Genomic DNA, 17543 nt, shown 5'->3' with positions numbered 1-17543 from the left:
TCCTTGAGCCGAAATCCTATCCGCCGGACCAACATCAGGCCACCCCGCCGGATCGATGGCCGTGGTCAATTTTTTTGATGGATCGATCCTCTCCATGCCGGCTTTGAGAAGTCGGAACAAAGTTCTATTGTCCGACTACCAACCGCTGGAGCGAACCCATGTATGACGATATTCCTTCCGTCACCCTGCCCTCCGGAAAAGAGGTTCCCGCCCTTGGCCTCGGCACCTGGAACATGGGGGAGACGAGATCATCCGCGCCGCAGGAGGTCGAAAGCATCCGCAAGGCGATCGATCTCGGCATGACGCTGATCGACACGGCGGAAATGTATGCGGACGGCAGATCGGAAGAGGTGGTCGGCGCGGCCATCGCCGGTCGTCGACAGGACGTGTTTCTGGTCAGCAAGGTCTATCCCTGGAACGCCAGCGAAAGAGGCACGGCGGAGGCCTGCGAGCGCAGCCTTGCAAGGCTCGGCACCGACCATATCGACCTCTATCTGCTGCACTGGCGCGGCGAGCATTCGCTTGCGGAAACCGTGGCGGCTTTCGAAAGGCTGAAGAGCGACGGCAAGATCGGCGACTGGGGCGTCTCCAATTTCGACACCGACGACATGGAGGAGCTTTTCGCGGTTCCCGGCGGCAAGAACTGCGCCGCCAATCAGGTGCTCTACAATCTGTCCCGACGTGGGCCGGAGTTTTCGCTGCTGCCCTGGTGCCAGGAGCGCGGCGTGCCGCTGATGGCCTATTCCCCCATCGAGCAGGGCCGCATCTTGAAGAACCACGAACTCATCCGCATCTCCAAGGCCTATCAGGCGACACCGGCGCAACTGGCGCTCGCCTTTCTTCTGGAGAGGGACGGCGTCATCGCCATCCCGAAATCCGCCAGCGTTTCCCGCGTCGAGGAAAATCGCGGCGCGACCGATCTTGAAATAACCGAGGAAGACTGGGCGGCGCTGGACGCCGTCTTCCCGCCGCCGACGCGCAAGACCGCGTTGGAAATGCTGTGAGGTAACAGAGAGTTACGAAACACTTCGGAATCAATCGCTCAAGCGATTGAATCGGAATGTGAACGCCACGCCGAAAAGCAGGCCCGTTGTGCGGGGATGCGACATCAGGCACGGACCGGAAGAAACGGCGCGGCAAGCCGCGCCGTCAGACCATGAGAACGCACCGCGCTTCATTACGGTATGCGGTGTTCATATTCCTCTTTCAGCCCCAGCCAGGTATCCCAGAAGGGTTCCGGCTCCTCTTCCTGAAGCCGGGCAGCGAGAATATCGAGGTGCACGTGCCAGCCGGCGCTGACATTGAGCTTGGTCGTGCGATCCGCAAGCCGGCGATGAACCAGCGTCAGAAGCACGTCCTTGCCCAGAGCCTGAAGCTCGATGGACACCTCCGCGCCCTCGCCCCAACTGAAGACAAGGCGGTGCGGCGGAACGACGGTGATGATGCGGGACGCCATCCTGTGCTCTTCGGAAAAGCCTTCCGGGCGACGGCCCGGCGGATCGGAAAGCTCATCGTTACGCCAGACGAGTTCGAACGGCGCATCGGGCGCAAGCCGCATTTCGCCGGAAGCCAGCCAGCGACGGCGAAGCTCGCTTTGTGTCAGATAGGCCCATACCCGCTCGATCGGCCCCGGCAGCAGCCGTTCGATCTTCAGGGTCGTCGGTTCGACAAGACGGCCATAGGCGTCAGGCATTGCAATATCAGCCATTGTCATTTCCTCCATCTGCAGGGATTTTTCCCTGATCATCCTCCCTGAGCATTTGCTCAAGAATATCGAGGCGGCTGCCCCAGAACTGTCGGTAGAAATCGAGCCATTCATGCGCCTCTGCCAAGGGTTCCGGCGCAAGACGGCAGACATGGATGCGCCCCCTCACCTCGCGGCGGATAAGCCCCGCATTTTCCAGCGCCTTGATATGTTTCGAGGCGGCGGCGAGCGATATGTCGAACGGCCGGGCCAACTGGCTCACCGTTCGCTCACCAAGGGAAAGATCGCGTAGCATCGTGCGCCGCGTGGCGTCGCCAAGGGCATGAAAGACGGTATCGAGATGTGAAGCGGATAATTCAACCATGTTGTTGAATATAGACTGTCAATGCGGAAAGTCAACCATATGGTTGAATGTCTGCCGATCCGGACGAAGCCATAAAAAAACCCGCGGCGAACCGCGGGCTTATATTCCAACATATGCTCCGGATATGGAGGTTACATCCCCTGCGGGCCGCGATTCATCGCCGCGATACCGGTGCGGCAAATCTCGATCAGGCCGAGCGGCTTGATGATCGCCACGAACTGGTCGATCTTCGACGACTTGCCGGTGATCTCGAAGATGAAATGCTCCACCGTCGCATCCACTACCTTGGCCTGAAACGCATCGGCAAGGCGCAGCGTCTCAGCGCGGTCCTCGCCGGAACCGGCGACCTTGATGAGCGCCACTTCGCGCTCGATAGGCCGCTCCTGACCGAGTTCGCGGGCGCGAACGGTGAGATCGAGAACCCGGTGCACCGGCACGATCCGCTCAAGCTGCGCCTTGATCTGCTCCAGCACGATGGGTGTGCCGCGCGTAACGATGGTGATGCGCGACAGATGCGCCTCATGTTCCGTTTCCGAAACCGTCAGGCTTTCGATGTTGTAGCCGCGGCCGGAGAACAGGCCGATGACCCGGGCGAGAACGCCCGGCTCGTTGCTGACGAGAACCGACAGCGTGTGATTTTCGACGGCAGCCGTTTCCTTCTGGATGAAATAGGCCGAGCCGGTGGGTTGTAGGTGTGCGTTCATGTCCTTTTCCTCTCCCGGCTCAGACTAGCTGACGGCCCTTGGCGTCAATGGCGTTGGCAACCGCTTCATCCGTCGCCTCATCCGGCAACAGCATCTCGTTATGGGCTTTACCAGACGGGATCATCGGGAAGCAATTGGCAAGATTGGCGACGCGGCAATCGAAAATGACCGGCTTCTTGACCGCGATCATTTCTGCAATCTTGTCGTCCAGTTCCTTCGGATCGTCGCAATACATGCCGACCGCGCCATAGGCTTCCGCCAGCTTGACGAAATCGGGCATGGCTTCCGTATAGGAATTGGACAGGCGGTTGCCATGCAGCAGCTGCTGCCATTGGCGCACCATGCCCATATACTGGTTGTTGAGGATAAAGATCTTCACCGGCAGACCGTACTGGATGGCGCAGGACATTTCCTGAATGCACATCTGGATCGAGGCGTCGCCGGCAATATCGATGACCAGCGCGTCCGGATGCGCGACCTGAACGCCGATGGCCGCCGGCAGGCCATAGCCCATGGTGCCGAGACCGCCCGAGGTCATCCAGTGGTTCGGCTCCTCGAAACCGAAGAACTGCGCCGCCCACATCTGATGCTGGCCGACTTCGGTGGTAATGTAAGTGTTGCGGCCCTTCGACGCCTCATAGAGCCGCTGCAAGGCATATTGCGGCATGATGACATCGTTGGAATTCTTGTAGGCGAAGGAATTGCGGGCGCGCCAGCGCTCGATCTGCGCCCACCAGTCGGCCGTCTGCGCCTTCTCAACCTTCTTCGGCAGAGCGCGCCACAGGCGAACCATATCCTCCAGAACATGGCTGACATCGCCGATAACAGGAACATCGACGCGAACCGTCTTGTTGATCGAGGACGGGTCGATGTCGATATGGATCTTCTTCGAGTTCGGCGAGAAGGCATTGATGCGGCCGGTAATTCGGTCGTCGAAACGCGCGCCGACGCAGACCAGAACGTCGCAATCATGCATCGTCATATTGGCTTCGTAGGAACCGTGCATGCCCAGCATGCCGAGCCAGTTCTTGCCGGAAGCCGGATAAGCGCCGAGACCCATCAGCGTCGAGGTGATCGGGAAGCCGGTCAGCTCGACCAGTTCGCGCAGCAAACGGGTTGCCTCCGGGCCGGAATTGATGACGCCGCCGCCGGTATAGAAAACCGGCTTCTTCGCCTTCGACATCAGCTCGATGGCCGCATGAATGGCGTTCAGATCGCCCTGAACCTTCGGCTTGTAGCTCTTCTGCTGAACGGAAGCGGAAGGCGGCGTATAGGTGCCGGTGGCGAACTGGATGTCCTTCGGAATATCAACGACGACAGGACCGGGACGACCCGTCTGCGCGATGCGGAAAGCCTCGTGAATGATGCCCGCCAGTTCGTTGACGTCCTTGACCAGCCAGTTGTGCTTGGTGCAGGGGCGCGTAATGCCGACGGTATCACATTCCTGAAACGCGTCGGAACCGATCAGCGTGGTGGGAACCTGGCCGGACAGGCAGACGAGCGGAATGGAATCCATCAGCGCATCCTGCAGCGGCGTGACCGCATTGGTCGCGCCGGGGCCGGAGGTGACGAGCATGACGCCGACCTTGCCGGTGGAACGGGCATAACCTTCGGCCGCATGGCCGGCGCCCTGCTCGTGGCGCACGAGAATGTGCTGGATGTCTTCCTGCTGGAAAATCTCGTCATAGATCGGAAGCACGGCACCACCAGGGTAACCGAAGATGTGCTCGACGCCATTATCCTTCAGCGCCTGCAGAACGATCTCCGCACCTGTCATGCGATTGCTGTTTTCCGTATTGTCCTTATCCGTCATTGCCTGTTTCCATCCCGCTTTGGCTTTGGATATCGAGGAGCCCGAGGGCCTGTTTGAAGACATAAAAAAAGGCCCCTAGAGGAGCCTCGTTCAGCGCATGGGTGCTTTCGCCGGATGGTTACACCATCCTGCCCATGCGCCGTCCCACCACGATAAGTACGTTAAGATTTTTCATGGGCCGGAGTGTTAGCCACAAAAGCGCCAGCCGTCAACGCATATTGCGGGAAAAAATCGCCACCGCCTTCTTTTATTACCCGAAAGGCTGCTTCGGCGAAATTTTCGAACGCAGCCGATACACATGTTGTTAAGCATAATCTTTTAATATCGAGAACGCAGATACTGCCCGAACCACCGCGATCATCCGCATGTACCGGGAAAAAATGTGAGTAACGACACGTTTCATAATGCGTCCCGCATGGACGAAAACGAACGGCGATCCGGCCAGCAGCCGGCGAACCGCATGCTGGGCCGCGTCATCGCCTGTAACGGTGCGCATGCCACCATCGCCGCCGAAACGGAACCCGGCACCACCGATGTCTCGCAGCTCTGGTCCGTCGGACGCCTGATCTCCATCGAAATGGGTACGAGCCGTGTGGCGGCGCTGGTCTTTTCCATGCGAACCGGCGAGGACTACTGGGCGGCGGACAGGCCGAACAGGCTGCTGATCGAGGTTGAACTGGTGGGCGAAGTCTATCGCACCGAGGACGGCAGCGAGCGCTTTTCCACCGGCATTTCCCGTTACCCCTATCTCGGTGCAGTGGCGCATCGCATCCGCACCAGCGATCTTGCCAAGATTTACGACAGCGGCAAGCGCGACGCCTGCACGATCGGCAGGCTGACGCAGGACGACACGATCAACGCCACCATCAGCATTCCCCAGATGCTCGCCAAACATTTCGCCGTCGTCGGCTCGACGGGTGTGGGCAAGACCACCGCCGTCTCGCTCCTTCTGAAAAAGGCGATCGAGACCGACCCGAAGCTGCGTGTCCTCATTCTCGATCCGCACAATGAATTCGCGGCCGCCTTTCCCGATCATTCGGTCGTCATCGACACCGATACGCTGGATCTTCCCTTCTGGCTGATGCGCCTTGAGGAATTTGCGGAAGTGATTTTCCGCGGCCGCAAGCCCGTGCCGGAAGAAATGGATGTCCTTCGCGACCTCGTTCCGGAAGCGAAAAAGGCATTTCGCGGCACCGAGGGTTCCGCCGTGCGCCGCACGTCCGACAAGAGCGCGATCACGCCGGATACGCCGGTGCCCTATCGCATGGCCGATCTTCTCGCCCTCATCGACGAGCGTATCGGCCGGCTGGAAGGGCGTGGCGAAAAACCCGCGCTGCGTTCGCTGAAAGGCCGCATTCTCTCGGCCATCAACGACACGCGCTACAATTTCATGTTCTCCAGCAATACGATCAGCGACACCATTCTGGAGACGGTCGCGCATATTTTCCGCATTCCCGGGGAAGGCAAGCCGATTTCGGTGTTCCAGCTCTCCGGCATCCCCTCCGAAGTGGTGAATTCGGTGGTCTCCGTCCTCTGCCGCATGTCCTTCGAACTGGCGGTGCTGGCGCGCGGCTCGCTGCATATGCTTGTCGTCTGCGAGGAAGCGCACCGTTATGTGCCCGCCGATCCAGAGCGCGGCTTTTTCCCCACCCGGCAATCCATTGCCCAGATCGCCAAGGAAGGCCGCAAATACGGCATTTCGCTCGGCGTCATCAGCCAGCGGCCAAGCGAACTGGACCAGACCATCCTGTCGCAATGCTCGACCGTTTTCGCCATGCGGCTGTCGAACGAGATCGACCAGAAGATCATTCTCTCCGCCGTACCGAACGCATCGACCTCGACCACCAGCTTTCTGTCTTCCATCGGCAATGGCGAGGCCATCGCCTTCGGCGAGGCCGTCAATGTGCCGATGCGCATGCGTTTCGACCGCGTGGCCACGGCCAAATTGCCGAAAGCAAGCGGCACCATCAGCCATACGAACCATGAAACCCCTGACACGGTCGATCTGAACAACATCGTCACCCGCATGCGCGCCACAGCCAAGCCTGTTATCACCGGCTTCCAGCAAAGCGTCGAAGCAGCCTTTTCCGATCTGCCGGAGCCGGCAGCCGCACCACGGGAGACGGACGACATCGACCGCTGGAAGCGGGAACTGGGAACGGCCGCACCGGAGGGATATGAGCCCTACCGCCCGGACATGCTGCCCGGCCGCACGCTCTCCGGATCGCCAAATCCGGCGGCACCCGATGCCGCCTCCGGCGCCGTCAACGAATTGCGCAAGGCGAGTTTCCAGATGCAGGCGCAGAATGGCCCACCGCCCGGCGATGCACGTCCCTCGCTCCGCGAAAGCCTGCTGAAGAAGCCGCTCGGCAGTCTCTACCGGAAAGATTGATGGGCGCTCTCACGGCTGGATACGTGTCCAGTCGTCCCCCATCTGGTTGCGGAACCAGGTCATCTGCCGTTTGGCATATTGACGGGTCGCGGCCGCCGATTTTTCGATCACCTCCACCTCGCCGATGCGCCCGGCCAGCATATCGGCAATCTGGGCAACGCCGATCGCCTTCATTGCGGTGGCATCGGATGCAAGGTTGAGCGCGAGAAGCGCCTGCACCTCCTCCACCGCCCCGCTATCCATCATCATCTCGAAACGCCGGTTGATGCGGTCATGCAGCACCGGCCTTTCCGGCAGGACGACAAATTTTTGCGCCCGGTCGGGATCGACGATTATCGGGCCGCTGGCGCGCTGAAAATCCCGGATCGACTTTCCGGTCGCCTTGAGCACCTCCAGCGCCCGGACAATACGCTGGCCGTCTCCCGGCTGCAGCATATCCGCCATGGTCGGATCGTGCCGTGCGAGTTCGGCATGGAGCGCAGCCGCCCCCTCCCCGATCAGCCGGGCACGCAGCCCATCGCGGATGTCATCGGGAATGGCGGGCATGTCGGAAAGCCCACCCGTCAGCGCCTTGAAATAAAGCCCCGTACCGCCGACGATGACGGGCAAACGCCCCTGCCCGCGCAAATCCGCAAGCAGGGCGGAAATCTCCCGCAGCCATTCGCCGGTTGAATAGAGGCTGCTCGCCGGCACATGGCCGTAGAGAAGATGCGGCACGCCCTCCATCTCGTCTTCGGACGGCCGCGCGGTCAGCACCCGCAGCGTGTCGTAAACCTGCATGCTGTCGGCATTGATGACGACGCCGTCCCGCTCCCGCGCCAGACGAAGCGCAAGCGCGGACTTGCCGCTTGCCGTCGGGCCGGTTATCAGGATCGCATCAAAATTCTCATCAAGGTTTTTCATCATGGCTCTCGTTGCCACGCTTATCGCCAATCCGTCAAATCCTGTTCTGACACCGGCCCTCGGCGAGGCGGCCGCAAAAGCCGTCAACGCATCGGGCCTTTATTGGCTGGCCGATGGCATTGCCTGCGATATCGCCCTGCCTTCCGGCACAGCAGCCGAACAGGCGCGGAGCGCCATTGCAGCCACGCTTGCCGGCCAGCCAGTCGATATCGTCATCCAGGAACAGGATCAGCGCCGCAAGAAACTGCTGATCGCCGATATGGATTCGACCATGATCGGCCAGGAATGCATTGACGAGCTGGCCGCCGAAGTCGGGCTGAAGGAAAAAGTTTCCGCTATTACCGCCCGCGCCATGAATGGCGAGATCGCCTTCGAACCCGCACTGCGGGAACGTGTGGCGCTGCTGAAGGGCCTGCCTGTCTCGGTTATCGACGATGTCATCGAAAAGCGCATCACGCTTACCCCCGGCGGCAGGGAGCTGATCGCCACCATGAAGGCCAAGGGCTATTACACCGCCCTCGTTTCCGGCGGCTTCACCGTCTTCACCGGCCGCGTCGCCGCCATGCTGGGTTTCGATGAGGACCGCGCCAATCTGCTCGGCGAAGCCAATGGCGAACTTGACGGCACCGTTGCCGAACCGATCCTCGGCAAACAGGCCAAGGTGGACGCGCTGAACGATATCGCCGCAAGGCTCGGCATCTCGCCGGAAGAGGCGATGGCGGTCGGCGATGGTGCCAACGATCTGGGCATGCTGCATCTCGCCGGCGCAGGCGTTGCCCTGCACGCCAAACCGGCCGTGGCCGCCGAGGCGCAGATGCGCATCGACCATGGCGACCTGACCGCGCTTCTTTACATCCAGGGCTATCGCAAGACGGATTTTGTCACTCCATGATCATCCGAGAGACGCCACGACTCATTCTGCGCGAGTGGAAGGAGAGCGACCGTGACCTGTTCCGCGAAATCAACGCCGACGAAAAAGTCATGGAGTTTTTCCCCTTCCGCCGCAGCCATGCGGAAGCGGACGCCGTGCTGGAAACCATCAACGGCATGATCCGCGGCAGCGGCTATGGCTTTTACGCCATGGAACTGCGTGAAACCGGCGAGGTCATGGGCTTCTGCGGCATCTCCCCCGTCATGAACCTCGATCCGCCCTTCCCGGTCGGCACCATGGAGATCGGCTGGCGGCTCGCCACCCGCTTCTGGGGGCACGGCTATGTCACGGAAGCGGCGCAGTCGCTGCTCGTCATGGCCTTCGACGAAAAGGAAACGCCGGAAATCGTCTCCTTCGCCGTCCACAACAACCACCGTTCGACGGCGGTGATGGAGCGCATCGGCCTGAAGCGCGATCCTTCCCGCGACTTCGACCATCCCCGCGTGCCGGAAGAGACGCATCCGCATCTGCGGCCGCACGTCACCTATGCGCTGACGCTGGAGGAGTGGCGGGCGCGATAAGGCACCTGCCCGCCAGTTCCCAAGGTCATTTCACGGCGGCATTGCCGCCATCGGCGAACAGAGCGGCACCGGCGACGAAGCTCGCCATGGGGCTCGCGAGGAAAAGCGCTGCCCGCGCAATTTCCGGCGGCTCCGCGATACGTTTCATTGCATGCAGGCCGGCGGCCCATTCCTTCTGGGCGTCGTCTCCCGCAGCAGGTGTATCGACCCCGCCGGGCAGCAGCGCATTGGCGCGAATGCCTTTGATCGCATAGTCGGCGGTGATGGAGCGCATCGGCCTGAAGCGCGATCCTTCCCGCGACTTCGACCATCCCCGCGTGCCGGAAGACACGCATCCGCATCTGCGGCCGCACGTCACCTATGCGCTGACGCTGGAGGAATGGCGGGCGCGATAAGACACCTGCCCGCCAGTTCCCAAGGTCATTTCACCGCGGCATTGCCGCCATCGGCGAACAGAGCGGCACCGGCGACGAAGCTCGCCATGGGGCTTGCGAGGAAAAGCGCTGCCCGCGCAATTTCCGGCGGCTCAGCGATACGTTTCATCGCGTGCAGGCCGGCGGCCCATTCCTTCTGCGCGTCGTCTCCCGCGGCAGGTGTATCGACCCCGCCGGGCAGCAGCGCATTGGCGCGAATGCCTTTGACCGCATAGTCGGCGGTGATGCCTTTCACCAGCCCCATCAACCCCGCCTTGGCCGCGCCATAAGCCGCCATGCCCGGTATGCCGGCGCTGGTGCCGACGAAGCTCGAGGTGAAGACGATGGAACCGCCACCCCGCATCAACATCGGCGGAATCTGGTAGCGCGCGCCCAGAAAGGCGGAAGTGAGATTGACGTTGAGCGCATGATCCCATTCCGCAGGCAAAATCTCCGCCAGCGGTTTCATGGCCCCCACCGCTCCGGCATTGTTGACGGCGATGTCGAGGCCACCGAAGACGCTTATGGCCTCATCCGCCAACCGCGAATGGGTTTCGGCAACACCGGCATCGCCGGCAACCGCGTGGACGCGGCCGCCGGCCTCACGAATATCTGCGGCAACCTCATGCAGGGCCTTTTCGCCGCGCGCATTGATGACAACGGCCGCACCTTCGGCCGCAAACAGCATCGCCGTCGCCCGGCCGATGCCGGATGACGCGCCGGTGATGATGGCAACCTTGTTTTCGAGTAATTTCATATCCTTGGCCTCCGTTCGATGGAGACCAAGAATTAGAGAGCGGCCGGGATCACAACCACCCGATTCCTGCCTGACCGGGCGGAAAGCGCCTTATTCCAGCGGTAGCGCCACGACGCGCAGATTACCCTGCGCATCGGCCACCATCATATGCGCATTCTTGCGGCCTTCGGATTTCAGGCCGTTGACGCGCACCAGCACGTCGCCCGGAACTTCCATGAAATCCTGCCCAACCTCGACGATGATATCGCCGGCCTTCATACCCTTCTGCTCGGCGGGCGAACCCGGATCGACGCTCGCCACCAGCACGCCTTCGACGCTTTCGGCAATGCCCTTTTCGGTGCGCAACTCGTTGCTCAGCACCACGAGGTTCATGCCGAGCACGCTCTGCGGCGCCTCGCGCACTTCCGGCGTCTGGTCCTGCGCCTGATCGTCGGCGCCGCCATCATCTTCCGGTGCAACCACACCGCCATCGCCGTCTTCGCTCTGCTGATCTTCGGCCGAGGCCTTTTCGTCGGTCGTATCCTGCAATTGCCCGAGCTTGACCTTGACGGTCTCTTGCCTGCCGTCACGCAAGATCACCACATCGACCTCCTTGCCGACCGGGCTTTCCGCCACGATCCGCAAGAGGTCGCGCATCTCATGAATATCCTTGCCGTCGAATTTCAGCACGACATCGCCGGCCTGGATAGGGCCGTTCTCCACCGGTCCGCCCTTGGCGACGCCGGAGATCAGCGCACCCTTGGCGCTGTCCATGCCGAGACTTGCCGCCACATCGTCGGTGACGGGCTGGACGCGAACGCCAAGCCAGCCGCGACGCGTCTCACCGAACTCGATGAGCTGCTGGACGATATTCTGGGCAAGCTCCGTCGGCACGGCGAAACCGATGCCGATCGAACCGCCGCTCGGGGAAATGATCGCCGTATTGATGCCGATAACCTCACCCTTCATGTTGAAGAGCGGACCGCCGGAATTGCCCTTGTTGATGGCCGCATCCGTCTGGATGAAATTATCATAGGGACCGGCATTGATATTACGCCCGCGCGCGGAAATGACACCCACTGTCAGCGAGCCGCCAAGCCCGAAGGGGTTGCCGATGGCCATCACCCAGTCGCCGATGCGCATGCTGCGCGAATCGCCGAACTTGACGGCCTTCAGCGGCGTTTTCGGCTCCACCTTCAACACCGAAAGGTCGGTTTTGGTATCGGTGCCGACCAGCGTTGCCTTGAGCTTCGATCCGTTCGGGAAAATCACCTCGATGGCGTCAGCACCCTCGATAACGTGGTTGTTGGTAACCACATAGCCCGCCGGATCGATGACGAAACCCGAACCCAGCGAACTCACCTTTTCGCCACCCTCGGGCTTCTGGCTGTCGAAATAATCCTTGAAGAATTCCTGGAAGGGCGAGCCCTCCGGCAGACGCGGCGGAACAGGGCCCTTGCCCTCGGTCTTGACGTTCTGCGACGTGGAAATATTCACCACCGCATCGAGAAGCGGCTCGGCGAGATCGGCCACCGATTCCGGCCCATGGCTCTGCGCTCTCGCAGCAACCGGTGCCGTCAGGCTACCTGCCACAAGCGCGATGCCCGCGACTGCGGCGATGCTGCTGCGAAAAGGCGAAAGAAGGGTCACGGCCATAAGCGTCCTCGCGTTTCAAATAGTCTTGCCCTGCATATATCGGCAAAGCATAAGGCGGAATGATGAAGTGTAAAAATACCTTTTCGTGAACAGGCGGGGGACGCCTTGCCCTTAGCCACAGCATTGGCACGAAAACGGACCAAAAAGAAAGGGCCGGTAAAACCGGCCCCTCCAAAATCATTTTATCCGCTATCAGTTCGCCGGTGCTGGCTGCGGGGCAGCCGGAGCGGCAGGAGCCGCACCGTCGATATTGTTGAAATAACGGAAGAAGGTCGAGTCCGGAGACAGAACCAGCGTCGTGCCGTTGCCGTTCAGCGCATTGGCATAGGCGGACATGGAGCGATAGAACTCGAAGAAGTTCGGATCGCGCTGGAAAGCCTCGCCGAACACCTTGTTGCGCTCCGCATCGCCTTCACCGCGCAGAACTTCGGACTGACGGCGGGCGTCGGATTCCAGCTCGACGACCTGACGGTCGGCGATGGCGCGGCGACGCTGCGCCTCTTCGTTACCGCGGGCGCGGATCAGTTCGGCCTCGGCCAGACGTTCCGACTTCATGCGCTCGAAGGTCTGCTGCGAGACTTCCTGCGTCAGATCGGTACGGCGAATGCGGACATCCACGATGCTGATGCCGAGCGATTCCGCATCGGGACGCAGATCGTCACGCACTTCCTGCATCATCGATGCACGAGCGTCCGAAAGCGCCGATTCGAAGCCGCGCAGACCGTAGACCCGGCGCAGCGAGGCGTCGAGACGGGTACGCAGGCGAGATTCCGCCGACATCTGGTCACCCGAGACCGTCTGCCGGAAGCGGCGCGCATCCGTGATGCGATAGACCACGAAGGCATCGACCTCGTAGAACTTGCCGCCGGAAACCTGAACACGGATATTGTCGTGATCGAAGCGCAGCGCCCGGTTCTCGATATATTGCACCCGGTCGGCATCCATGAAGGCGAAGGGCAGCTTGAAATAGAGGCCCGGCGCGGTTTTCACATCCTGGATTTCACCGAAGCGGACGACGATGGCCTGCTGGCGCTCGTTGACGACGAAGATCGACGAGTAACCGAGGAAAAGCACGACGGCGAGACCGACGAGAATGGCAGAAAGACGGTTACCCATATCAGTTGCCTCCCTGCTGTGCTGCGCCCGGATTGTTGCGCATGATCTCGTTCAGAGGCAGATAAGGCACCACGCCCTGTTTCTCGTCGATGATGATCTTGTTGGAGCCCTTCAGGACCTGTTCCATCGTTTCCAGGAACATGCGCTGGCGGGTCACGTCCGGCGCGGTGCGATACTGGTCATAGATGGAGACGAAGCGCTGCGCCTCACCCTGCGCCTCGTTGACGACGCGCGACTTGTACGCGTTCGCTTCTTCGAGGATCTGCGCGGCCTGACCGCGAGCGGCGCCGAGCTTCTGGTTGGCGTACTGGTTGGCTTCCTGAACGAAGCGGTCTTCGTCCTGTTCGGCGCGCTGCACTTCGTCGAAGGCGTCGGCCACTTCGCGCGGCGGCGCCGCATCTTCGATCGCCACGGCATTGATGGAAATGCCGGCGCCATAACCGTCCATGGTGGACTGGATGATGGTGCGCACATCCGCCGCAATCGCCTGACGGTTATCGCGGAAGATGTCCTGTGCCGGACGACGGCCGACGACTTCGCGCATGGCGCTTTCGGAAACCTGCTGCAGGGTTTCGGCCGGGCTGTCGACGTTGAAGAGATAGGATTTCGGATCCGAAACCGTATAGAGCACCGAGAACTGCACGTTGACGATGTTCTGGTCGCCCGTCAGCATCACGCCGCTCGACGAAGACGACGAGGCGCGCGAACCGATATTCTGCTGCTGCTCGGTAACCTTGACGATTTCGACCGTCTCGATCGGCCACAGATGGAAATGCAGACCGGGCATCGAGATTTCGTCCTTCGGACGTCCGAAACGCAGCTCCACGCCGCGCTCGTCCGGCTGGACGGTATAGATGGACTGGATGCCGAGGAAAACCAGCACGACGAGAACCACGATGGCAACCGCACCGCCGTTGAAGCCGCCGGGCAGCACATTCTTGAAACGGTCCTGGCTGCGCCGGATGATCTCTTCGAGATCGGGCGGGCCGCCATTGCCGCCGCCACCGCCGCGAGGCCGGTTAGGCCCCTGCCCCCATGGGCCGCCACCGCCGCCCTGGTTGTTTCCTCCACCGCCGCCGCCCCAAGGGCCGCCGCCGCCATTCTGATTGCTCCAGGGCATCAATACCTCTTTATAAAAGCCTCTCCCGGTTCCGTTCGAAAGCGATTGCTCGCGTGCGGCGGGAATATCGACCCGTTATAGGAAGGAGAAGCGTCCGTTTCAACGCAGAGGTGGTAACTAAATACCCAATCAGGGTAAATAGTTCACTTTGACGCGGCTCTTCGCACATAAGTGGTAAACAGAACCGGATAATTGTCCTTTTCCCCTGCGGGAGCGGGGATTTCCTCGGTTTTCTCAAAAACGGCAGGATCGATTTCCGGAAAAAAAGTGTCGCCATCGAGCTTTACCGCGACATGGGTGACGGAAAGTTGATCGGCGAAGGGCATGGCCTGACGGTAAATCTCACCGCCACCGGCCACGAAGACCTCATCCACACCCAGTTCCGCAGCCTTGCTTCTGGCAAGCTTCAAAGCCTCATCCAGCGAGGAGACGACATCCACGCCTTGCGGCCGGTAATCGGCATTGCGGCTGACGATGATATGCGGGCGGCCCGGCAATGGACGCTCGCCGACGGATAAAAATGTCTTGCGGCCCATGATGAGCGGCTTGCCCATCGTCATCGCCTTGAAGCGCTTGAGGTCGGTGGAAAGCTTCCACGGCATGTCGAGGTCGCGGCCGATGACGCCGTTTTCGGACACCGCAACGATGATGGTGACACGCGGCTCGCTCATACCGCGATCGGCGCCTTGATGCTTGAATCGGCCTCGTAGTTTTCCAGCGTAAAGTCTTCGAACTTAAAGCTGAAAATATCCTTCACATCCGGGTTGAGGCGCATCGTCGGCAGGGCCTTCGGCATGCGGGTCATCTGCAGCTTCGCCTGCTCGAAATGATTGGCATAGATATGCGCATCGCCGAGCGTATGGACGAAATCGCCCGGCTTCAGGCCGGTGACCTGCGCCACCATCAGCGTCAGAAGCGCATAGGACGCAATATTGAAAGGCACGCCGAGAAAAATGTCGGCCGAGCGCTGATAGAGCTGGCAGGAGAGCTTTCCATCCGAAACATAGAACTGGAACAGGCAATGGCAGGGCGGCAGCGCCATCTCGTCCACCAGCGCCGGGTTCCATGCCGAAACGATGTGACGGCGGGAGTTCGGATTGGTTTTCAGGCTCTCGATCAAAAGCGCGATCTGATCGACATGGCGACCGTCCGGTGTGGGCCACGAGCGCCACTGCGCACCATAGACCGGACCGAGATCGCCGTTCTCATCGGCCCACTCGTCCCAGATGGAAACGCCGTTTTCCTTGAGATAGGCGATATTGGTATCGCCCTTCAGGAACCACAGCAGTTCATGAATGATGGAGCGCAGATGCAGCTTCTTGGTAGTGAGAACCGGAAAACCTTCGGAAAGGTCGAAACGCATCTGGTAACCGAACACCGAGCGCGTACCCGTGCCGGTGCGGTCTCCACGGTCGGAGCCGGTTTCCATCACATGCCGGAGAAGATCGAGATATTGTTTCATGCGTTCTGCCGCCGATTCCCTGATACCAGGGGAATATAATAGCACAGGGCGGCAGAACCAATCACCGGAGAAACGCTTATCCCCGCCTTTCAGGAAAAATCAGAGAGATTGCAGTTTCCCGAGTTCCTTGGCGACCAGATAATAAAAGGTCACGCGCGATTTGGAGCGGTCCGCCGCCATGGCCTTGGCAACGGCATCGATTGCCTGATCGGCCGTACCGTCGGTCACGCCGAGCTTCTTGCCGCACCAGCTCGCCTTCACACGTGCAAGCTCTTCCGGATCGGAAGCGGACACCAGCGAGGAATCCCGGTTGCGCAGGGCGATGCCGAGATGCTTGACGATCTTGCCGACCACGGCTTCGTCGGCTGCTGCGTCGTATTTCTTCACATCTGCGAGATAGTCAGTCATGTCCACTCCTTCGTGTGTCCCCGGCCCGGTGTTGCTTCTGGTGACCGGTTGCATGGACAATGGGACAGCAATCCCTCGTCGTCAAGAATTGTCTAAAGTGCGGGCCGCAATCACGAAACCTTTTCATGGAATTGTCATCACCCCCCTTTTCTCAGGCGGTCGAAACGCCTATATGAGCCTTGCCGGGGCAACCCGGCTATGGCGATAAACGGTCGGTGTAATAAACCTATTGGACCCGGGGGCGGTACCCGGCGCCTCCACCAAAAACCGGCGGACTTTCATGAAACGAAGGCCGGCTTTTGATGGGGGCGAAATAGGATCGACAAGGGCGTAAAGATCGAACTTTTGCTCGGCATGATACCGCCGTTATCGGGTCACAAGTGTAGTTGCAAACGACAACAACGCTAAGGAATATGCTCTCGCTGCCTAATGGCGGTGCGGGAATTCCGCTCTAAAGTCCTCACGGTTAGCCCCGTGAGGCGGGGTTCGGAGGTACCTGGCAACAGAAACCTCCACCTTCTCCATTTTGCCTGAATTGGTTATATGATAGCTGACTCGCAATCGGCATCGGCTTTTCCGTTGCTGCCGTTCAGGACATTGCGTATACTTGGCCAACGCGTGAGCGTCAGGATCGGAAATGATCCCGGCTCAAGGATTACGCGAAGATTCAAAGTGTTACAGCGTCCTTGGCGCGCAAGCCGCGCCGTGCATGAAAAGACGTTCGAATAAGGGAAAGACAGGACCGCATGGGGCAGGATCATATCCGTTACGACATTCTCGCACAGGATGCCCTTCGCGGCGTTATTCGTAAGGTTTTGGGTGAAGTGGCCGCAACCGGCCGTCTGCCCGGCGACCACCACTTCTTCATCACATTCCTGACCGGCGCGCCGGGCGTGCGGATTTCCCAGCACCTCAAGGCGAAATATGCCGAGCAGATGACCATCGTTATCCAGCACCAGTTCTGGGACCTGAAAGTAACCGAAACCGGCTTCGAAATCGGCCTGTCCTTCTCGGATACGCCGGAAAAGCTGGTCATTCCCTATAACGCCATTCGCGGTTTCTACGATCCTTCCGTCAATTTCGAGCTCGAATTCGACGTGCCTCTGGCCGAAGAGGAAGAAATCGAAGACGCGGAGATCACCGCTTATCCCGTTTCCCATGAGGCAAAACCCGCTGCCGCTTCCGAGACGCCCAAATCCGGCGAGGAAAAGAAGGAAGGCTCGGTCGTTTCGCTGGATGCCTTCCGCAAGAAGCAATAACGGCTTTTACGCCGAGCTTACGAAACCCGAGGAGACATAT

General features: G+C 60.4%; 17 protein-coding genes, 1 other RNA gene and 2 pseudogenes. 7 read left to right on the top strand and 13 right to left on the bottom strand.

The features are described from left to right. The first annotated feature begins 158 nt into the window (after positions 1–158). Complete coding sequence (locus tag ACQZ5N_RS09760) at positions 159–1004, top strand: aldo/keto reductase (protein WP_448732788.1); 846 nt, start codon at positions 159–161, stop codon at positions 1002–1004. A gap of 173 nt (positions 1005–1177) precedes the next feature. Here ACQZ5N_RS09760 and ACQZ5N_RS09755 read toward each other — a convergent pair whose 3' ends face one another. The 4 genes from ACQZ5N_RS09755 to ACQZ5N_RS09740 all read right to left on the bottom strand — a co-directional run bounded on the left by ACQZ5N_RS09755 (position 1178) and on the right by ACQZ5N_RS09740 (position 4586). Next, positions 1178–1708, bottom strand: coding sequence for an SRPBCC family protein (locus ACQZ5N_RS09755; RefSeq protein ID WP_059756730.1), 531 nt, complete (start codon positions 1706–1708; stop codon positions 1178–1180). Then, positions 1701–2069 carry an ArsR/SmtB family transcription factor gene (locus ACQZ5N_RS09750; protein WP_031233868.1) on the bottom strand — a complete coding sequence of 123 codons (369 nt, stop codon included), beginning with the start codon at positions 2067–2069 and terminating at the stop codon, positions 1701–1703. The genes ACQZ5N_RS09755 and ACQZ5N_RS09750 overlap by 8 nt, the downstream gene beginning before the upstream one ends. 131 nt (positions 2070–2200) lie before the next feature. Next, entirely contained in the window at positions 2201–2773 is a 573-nt protein-coding gene (ilvN, locus tag ACQZ5N_RS09745) for an acetolactate synthase small subunit (protein WP_003522378.1), read from the bottom strand. Positions 2774–2792: 19 nt separating this feature from the next. After that, positions 2793–4586, bottom strand: a complete 1794-nt coding sequence (locus ACQZ5N_RS09740) for an acetolactate synthase 3 large subunit (protein ID WP_448732787.1) — start codon at positions 4584–4586, stop codon at positions 2793–2795. 382 nt (positions 4587–4968) lie between these two features. On the opposite strand from ACQZ5N_RS09740, the gene ACQZ5N_RS09735 reads away from it, so the two are divergent. After that, positions 4969–6978, top strand: coding sequence for an ATP-binding protein (locus ACQZ5N_RS09735; RefSeq protein WP_448732786.1), 2010 nt, complete (start codon positions 4969–4971; stop codon positions 6976–6978). Between the two features lie 9 nt (positions 6979–6987). Here ACQZ5N_RS09735 and miaA read toward each other — a convergent pair whose 3' ends face one another. Further along, positions 6988–7884, bottom strand: a complete 897-nt coding sequence (gene miaA, locus ACQZ5N_RS09730) for a tRNA (adenosine(37)-N6)-dimethylallyltransferase MiaA (RefSeq protein WP_448732785.1) — start codon at positions 7882–7884, stop codon at positions 6988–6990. Here miaA and serB point away from each other — a divergent pair. Both serB and ACQZ5N_RS09720 read left to right on the top strand, forming a co-directional pair. Next, positions 7883–8773: a phosphoserine phosphatase SerB gene (gene serB, locus ACQZ5N_RS09725; RefSeq protein ID WP_020812045.1), complete on the top strand. Its 891-nt coding sequence runs from the start codon at positions 7883–7885 to the stop codon at positions 8771–8773. The two genes, miaA and serB, sit on opposite strands and share 2 nt — an antisense overlap. After that, a complete protein-coding gene (locus ACQZ5N_RS09720) occupies positions 8770–9333 on the top strand; it encodes a GNAT family N-acetyltransferase (RefSeq protein ID WP_020812046.1) in 564 nt (187 codons plus the stop codon). The genes serB and ACQZ5N_RS09720 overlap by 4 nt, the downstream gene beginning before the upstream one ends. Positions 9334–9358: 25 nt before the next feature. On the opposite strand, the pseudogene ACQZ5N_RS09715 reads toward ACQZ5N_RS09720, so the two are convergent. Continuing rightward, positions 9359–9607, bottom strand: a pseudogene (locus tag ACQZ5N_RS09715) (SDR family oxidoreductase); the annotation flags it as partial. Between ACQZ5N_RS09715 and ACQZ5N_RS09710 the strand changes: the two are divergent. Beyond that, positions 9588–9728 (top strand): annotated as a pseudogene (locus tag ACQZ5N_RS09710) (GNAT family N-acetyltransferase); the annotation flags it as partial. The pseudogenes ACQZ5N_RS09715 and ACQZ5N_RS09710 overlap by 20 nt on opposite strands. A gap of 25 nt (positions 9729–9753) precedes the next feature. Here ACQZ5N_RS09710 and ACQZ5N_RS09705 read toward each other — a convergent pair. From ACQZ5N_RS09705 to ACQZ5N_RS09675, 7 genes are all read right to left on the bottom strand, one after another. Continuing rightward, positions 9754–10503 carry an SDR family oxidoreductase gene (locus tag ACQZ5N_RS09705; RefSeq protein ID WP_448732784.1) on the bottom strand — a complete coding sequence of 250 codons (750 nt, stop codon included), beginning with the start codon at positions 10501–10503 and terminating at the stop codon, positions 9754–9756. A gap of 90 nt (positions 10504–10593) precedes the next feature. Then, entirely contained in the window at positions 10594–12138 is a 1545-nt protein-coding gene (locus tag ACQZ5N_RS09700; protein ID WP_003522370.1) for a Do family serine endopeptidase, read from the bottom strand. A gap of 192 nt (positions 12139–12330) precedes the next feature. Next, complete coding sequence (gene hflC, locus ACQZ5N_RS09695; RefSeq protein WP_174057047.1) at positions 12331–13254, bottom strand: protease modulator HflC; 924 nt, start codon at positions 13252–13254, stop codon at positions 12331–12333. A 1-nt stretch (position 13255) separates the two neighbouring features. Continuing rightward, entirely contained in the window at positions 13256–14374 is a 1119-nt protein-coding gene (gene hflK / locus ACQZ5N_RS09690) for an FtsH protease activity modulator HflK (RefSeq protein WP_003522368.1), read from the bottom strand. Positions 14375–14517: 143 nt separating this feature from the next. Further along, positions 14518–15045, bottom strand: a complete 528-nt coding sequence (locus ACQZ5N_RS09685) for a dihydrofolate reductase (protein WP_059756715.1) — start codon at positions 15043–15045, stop codon at positions 14518–14520. Beyond that, the gene (locus ACQZ5N_RS09680; protein ID WP_448732783.1) at positions 15042–15836 is read right to left on the bottom strand and encodes a thymidylate synthase; all 795 of its coding nucleotides are present in this window, start codon (positions 15834–15836) and stop codon (positions 15042–15044) included. The genes ACQZ5N_RS09685 and ACQZ5N_RS09680 overlap by 4 nt, the downstream gene beginning before the upstream one ends. 99 nt (positions 15837–15935) lie before the next feature. Further along, entirely contained in the window at positions 15936–16244 is a 309-nt protein-coding gene (locus ACQZ5N_RS09675; RefSeq protein ID WP_003522365.1) for a DUF2853 family protein, read from the bottom strand. A 142-nt stretch (positions 16245–16386) separates the two neighbouring features. Between ACQZ5N_RS09675 and ssrA the strand changes: the two genes are divergently transcribed. Then, positions 16387–16761: a transfer-messenger RNA gene (ssrA, locus tag ACQZ5N_RS09670) on the top strand. Positions 16762–16990: 229 nt separating this feature from the next. After that, entirely contained in the window at positions 16991–17503 is a 513-nt protein-coding gene (locus ACQZ5N_RS09665) for an SspB family protein (RefSeq protein WP_020812051.1), read from the top strand. Positions 17504–17543 lie beyond the last annotated feature (40 nt).

The organism is Agrobacterium sp. 22-221-1 (genome assembly GCF_053522445.1).
This window is presented reverse-complemented; position numbering and strand designations above follow the sequence as displayed.

Excerpts from the sequence above, each read along its gene's own strand:
- ACQZ5N_RS09760 (WP_448732788.1), top strand. The coding sequence starts at position 159 with ATGTATGACGATATTCCTTCCGTCACCCTGCCCTCCGGAAAAGAGGTT.
- ACQZ5N_RS09755 (WP_059756730.1), bottom strand. The coding sequence starts at position 1,708 with ATGGCTGATATTGCAATGCCTGACGCCTATGGCCGTCTTGTCGAACCG.
- ACQZ5N_RS09750 (WP_031233868.1), bottom strand. The coding sequence starts at position 2,069 with ATGGTTGAATTATCCGCTTCACATCTCGATACCGTCTTTCATGCCCTT.
- ilvN (WP_003522378.1), bottom strand. The coding sequence starts at position 2,773 with ATGAACGCACACCTACAACCCACCGGCTCGGCCTATTTCATCCAGAAG.
- ACQZ5N_RS09740 (WP_448732787.1), bottom strand. The coding sequence starts at position 4,586 with ATGACGGATAAGGACAATACGGAAAACAGCAATCGCATGACAGGTGCG.
- serB (WP_020812045.1), top strand. The coding sequence starts at position 7,883 with ATGGCTCTCGTTGCCACGCTTATCGCCAATCCGTCAAATCCTGTTCTG.
- miaA (WP_448732785.1), bottom strand. The coding sequence starts at position 7,884 with ATGATGAAAAACCTTGATGAGAATTTTGATGCGATCCTGATAACCGGC.
- ACQZ5N_RS09720 (WP_020812046.1), top strand. The coding sequence starts at position 8,770 with ATGATCATCCGAGAGACGCCACGACTCATTCTGCGCGAGTGGAAGGAG.
- ACQZ5N_RS09705 (WP_448732784.1), bottom strand. The coding sequence starts at position 10,503 with ATGAAATTACTCGAAAACAAGGTTGCCATCATCACCGGCGCGTCATCC.
- ACQZ5N_RS09700 (WP_003522370.1), bottom strand. The coding sequence starts at position 12,138 with ATGGCCGTGACCCTTCTTTCGCCTTTTCGCAGCAGCATCGCCGCAGTC.
- hflC (WP_174057047.1), bottom strand. The coding sequence starts at position 13,254 with ATGGGTAACCGTCTTTCTGCCATTCTCGTCGGTCTCGCCGTCGTGCTT.
- hflK (WP_003522368.1), bottom strand. The coding sequence starts at position 14,374 with ATGCCCTGGAGCAATCAGAATGGCGGCGGCGGCCCTTGGGGCGGCGGC.
- ACQZ5N_RS09685 (WP_059756715.1), bottom strand. The coding sequence starts at position 15,045 with ATGAGCGAGCCGCGTGTCACCATCATCGTTGCGGTGTCCGAAAACGGC.
- ACQZ5N_RS09680 (WP_448732783.1), bottom strand. The coding sequence starts at position 15,836 with ATGAAACAATATCTCGATCTTCTCCGGCATGTGATGGAAACCGGCTCC.
- ACQZ5N_RS09675 (WP_003522365.1), bottom strand. The coding sequence starts at position 16,244 with ATGACTGACTATCTCGCAGATGTGAAGAAATACGACGCAGCAGCCGAC.
- ACQZ5N_RS09665 (WP_020812051.1), top strand. The coding sequence starts at position 16,991 with ATGGGGCAGGATCATATCCGTTACGACATTCTCGCACAGGATGCCCTT.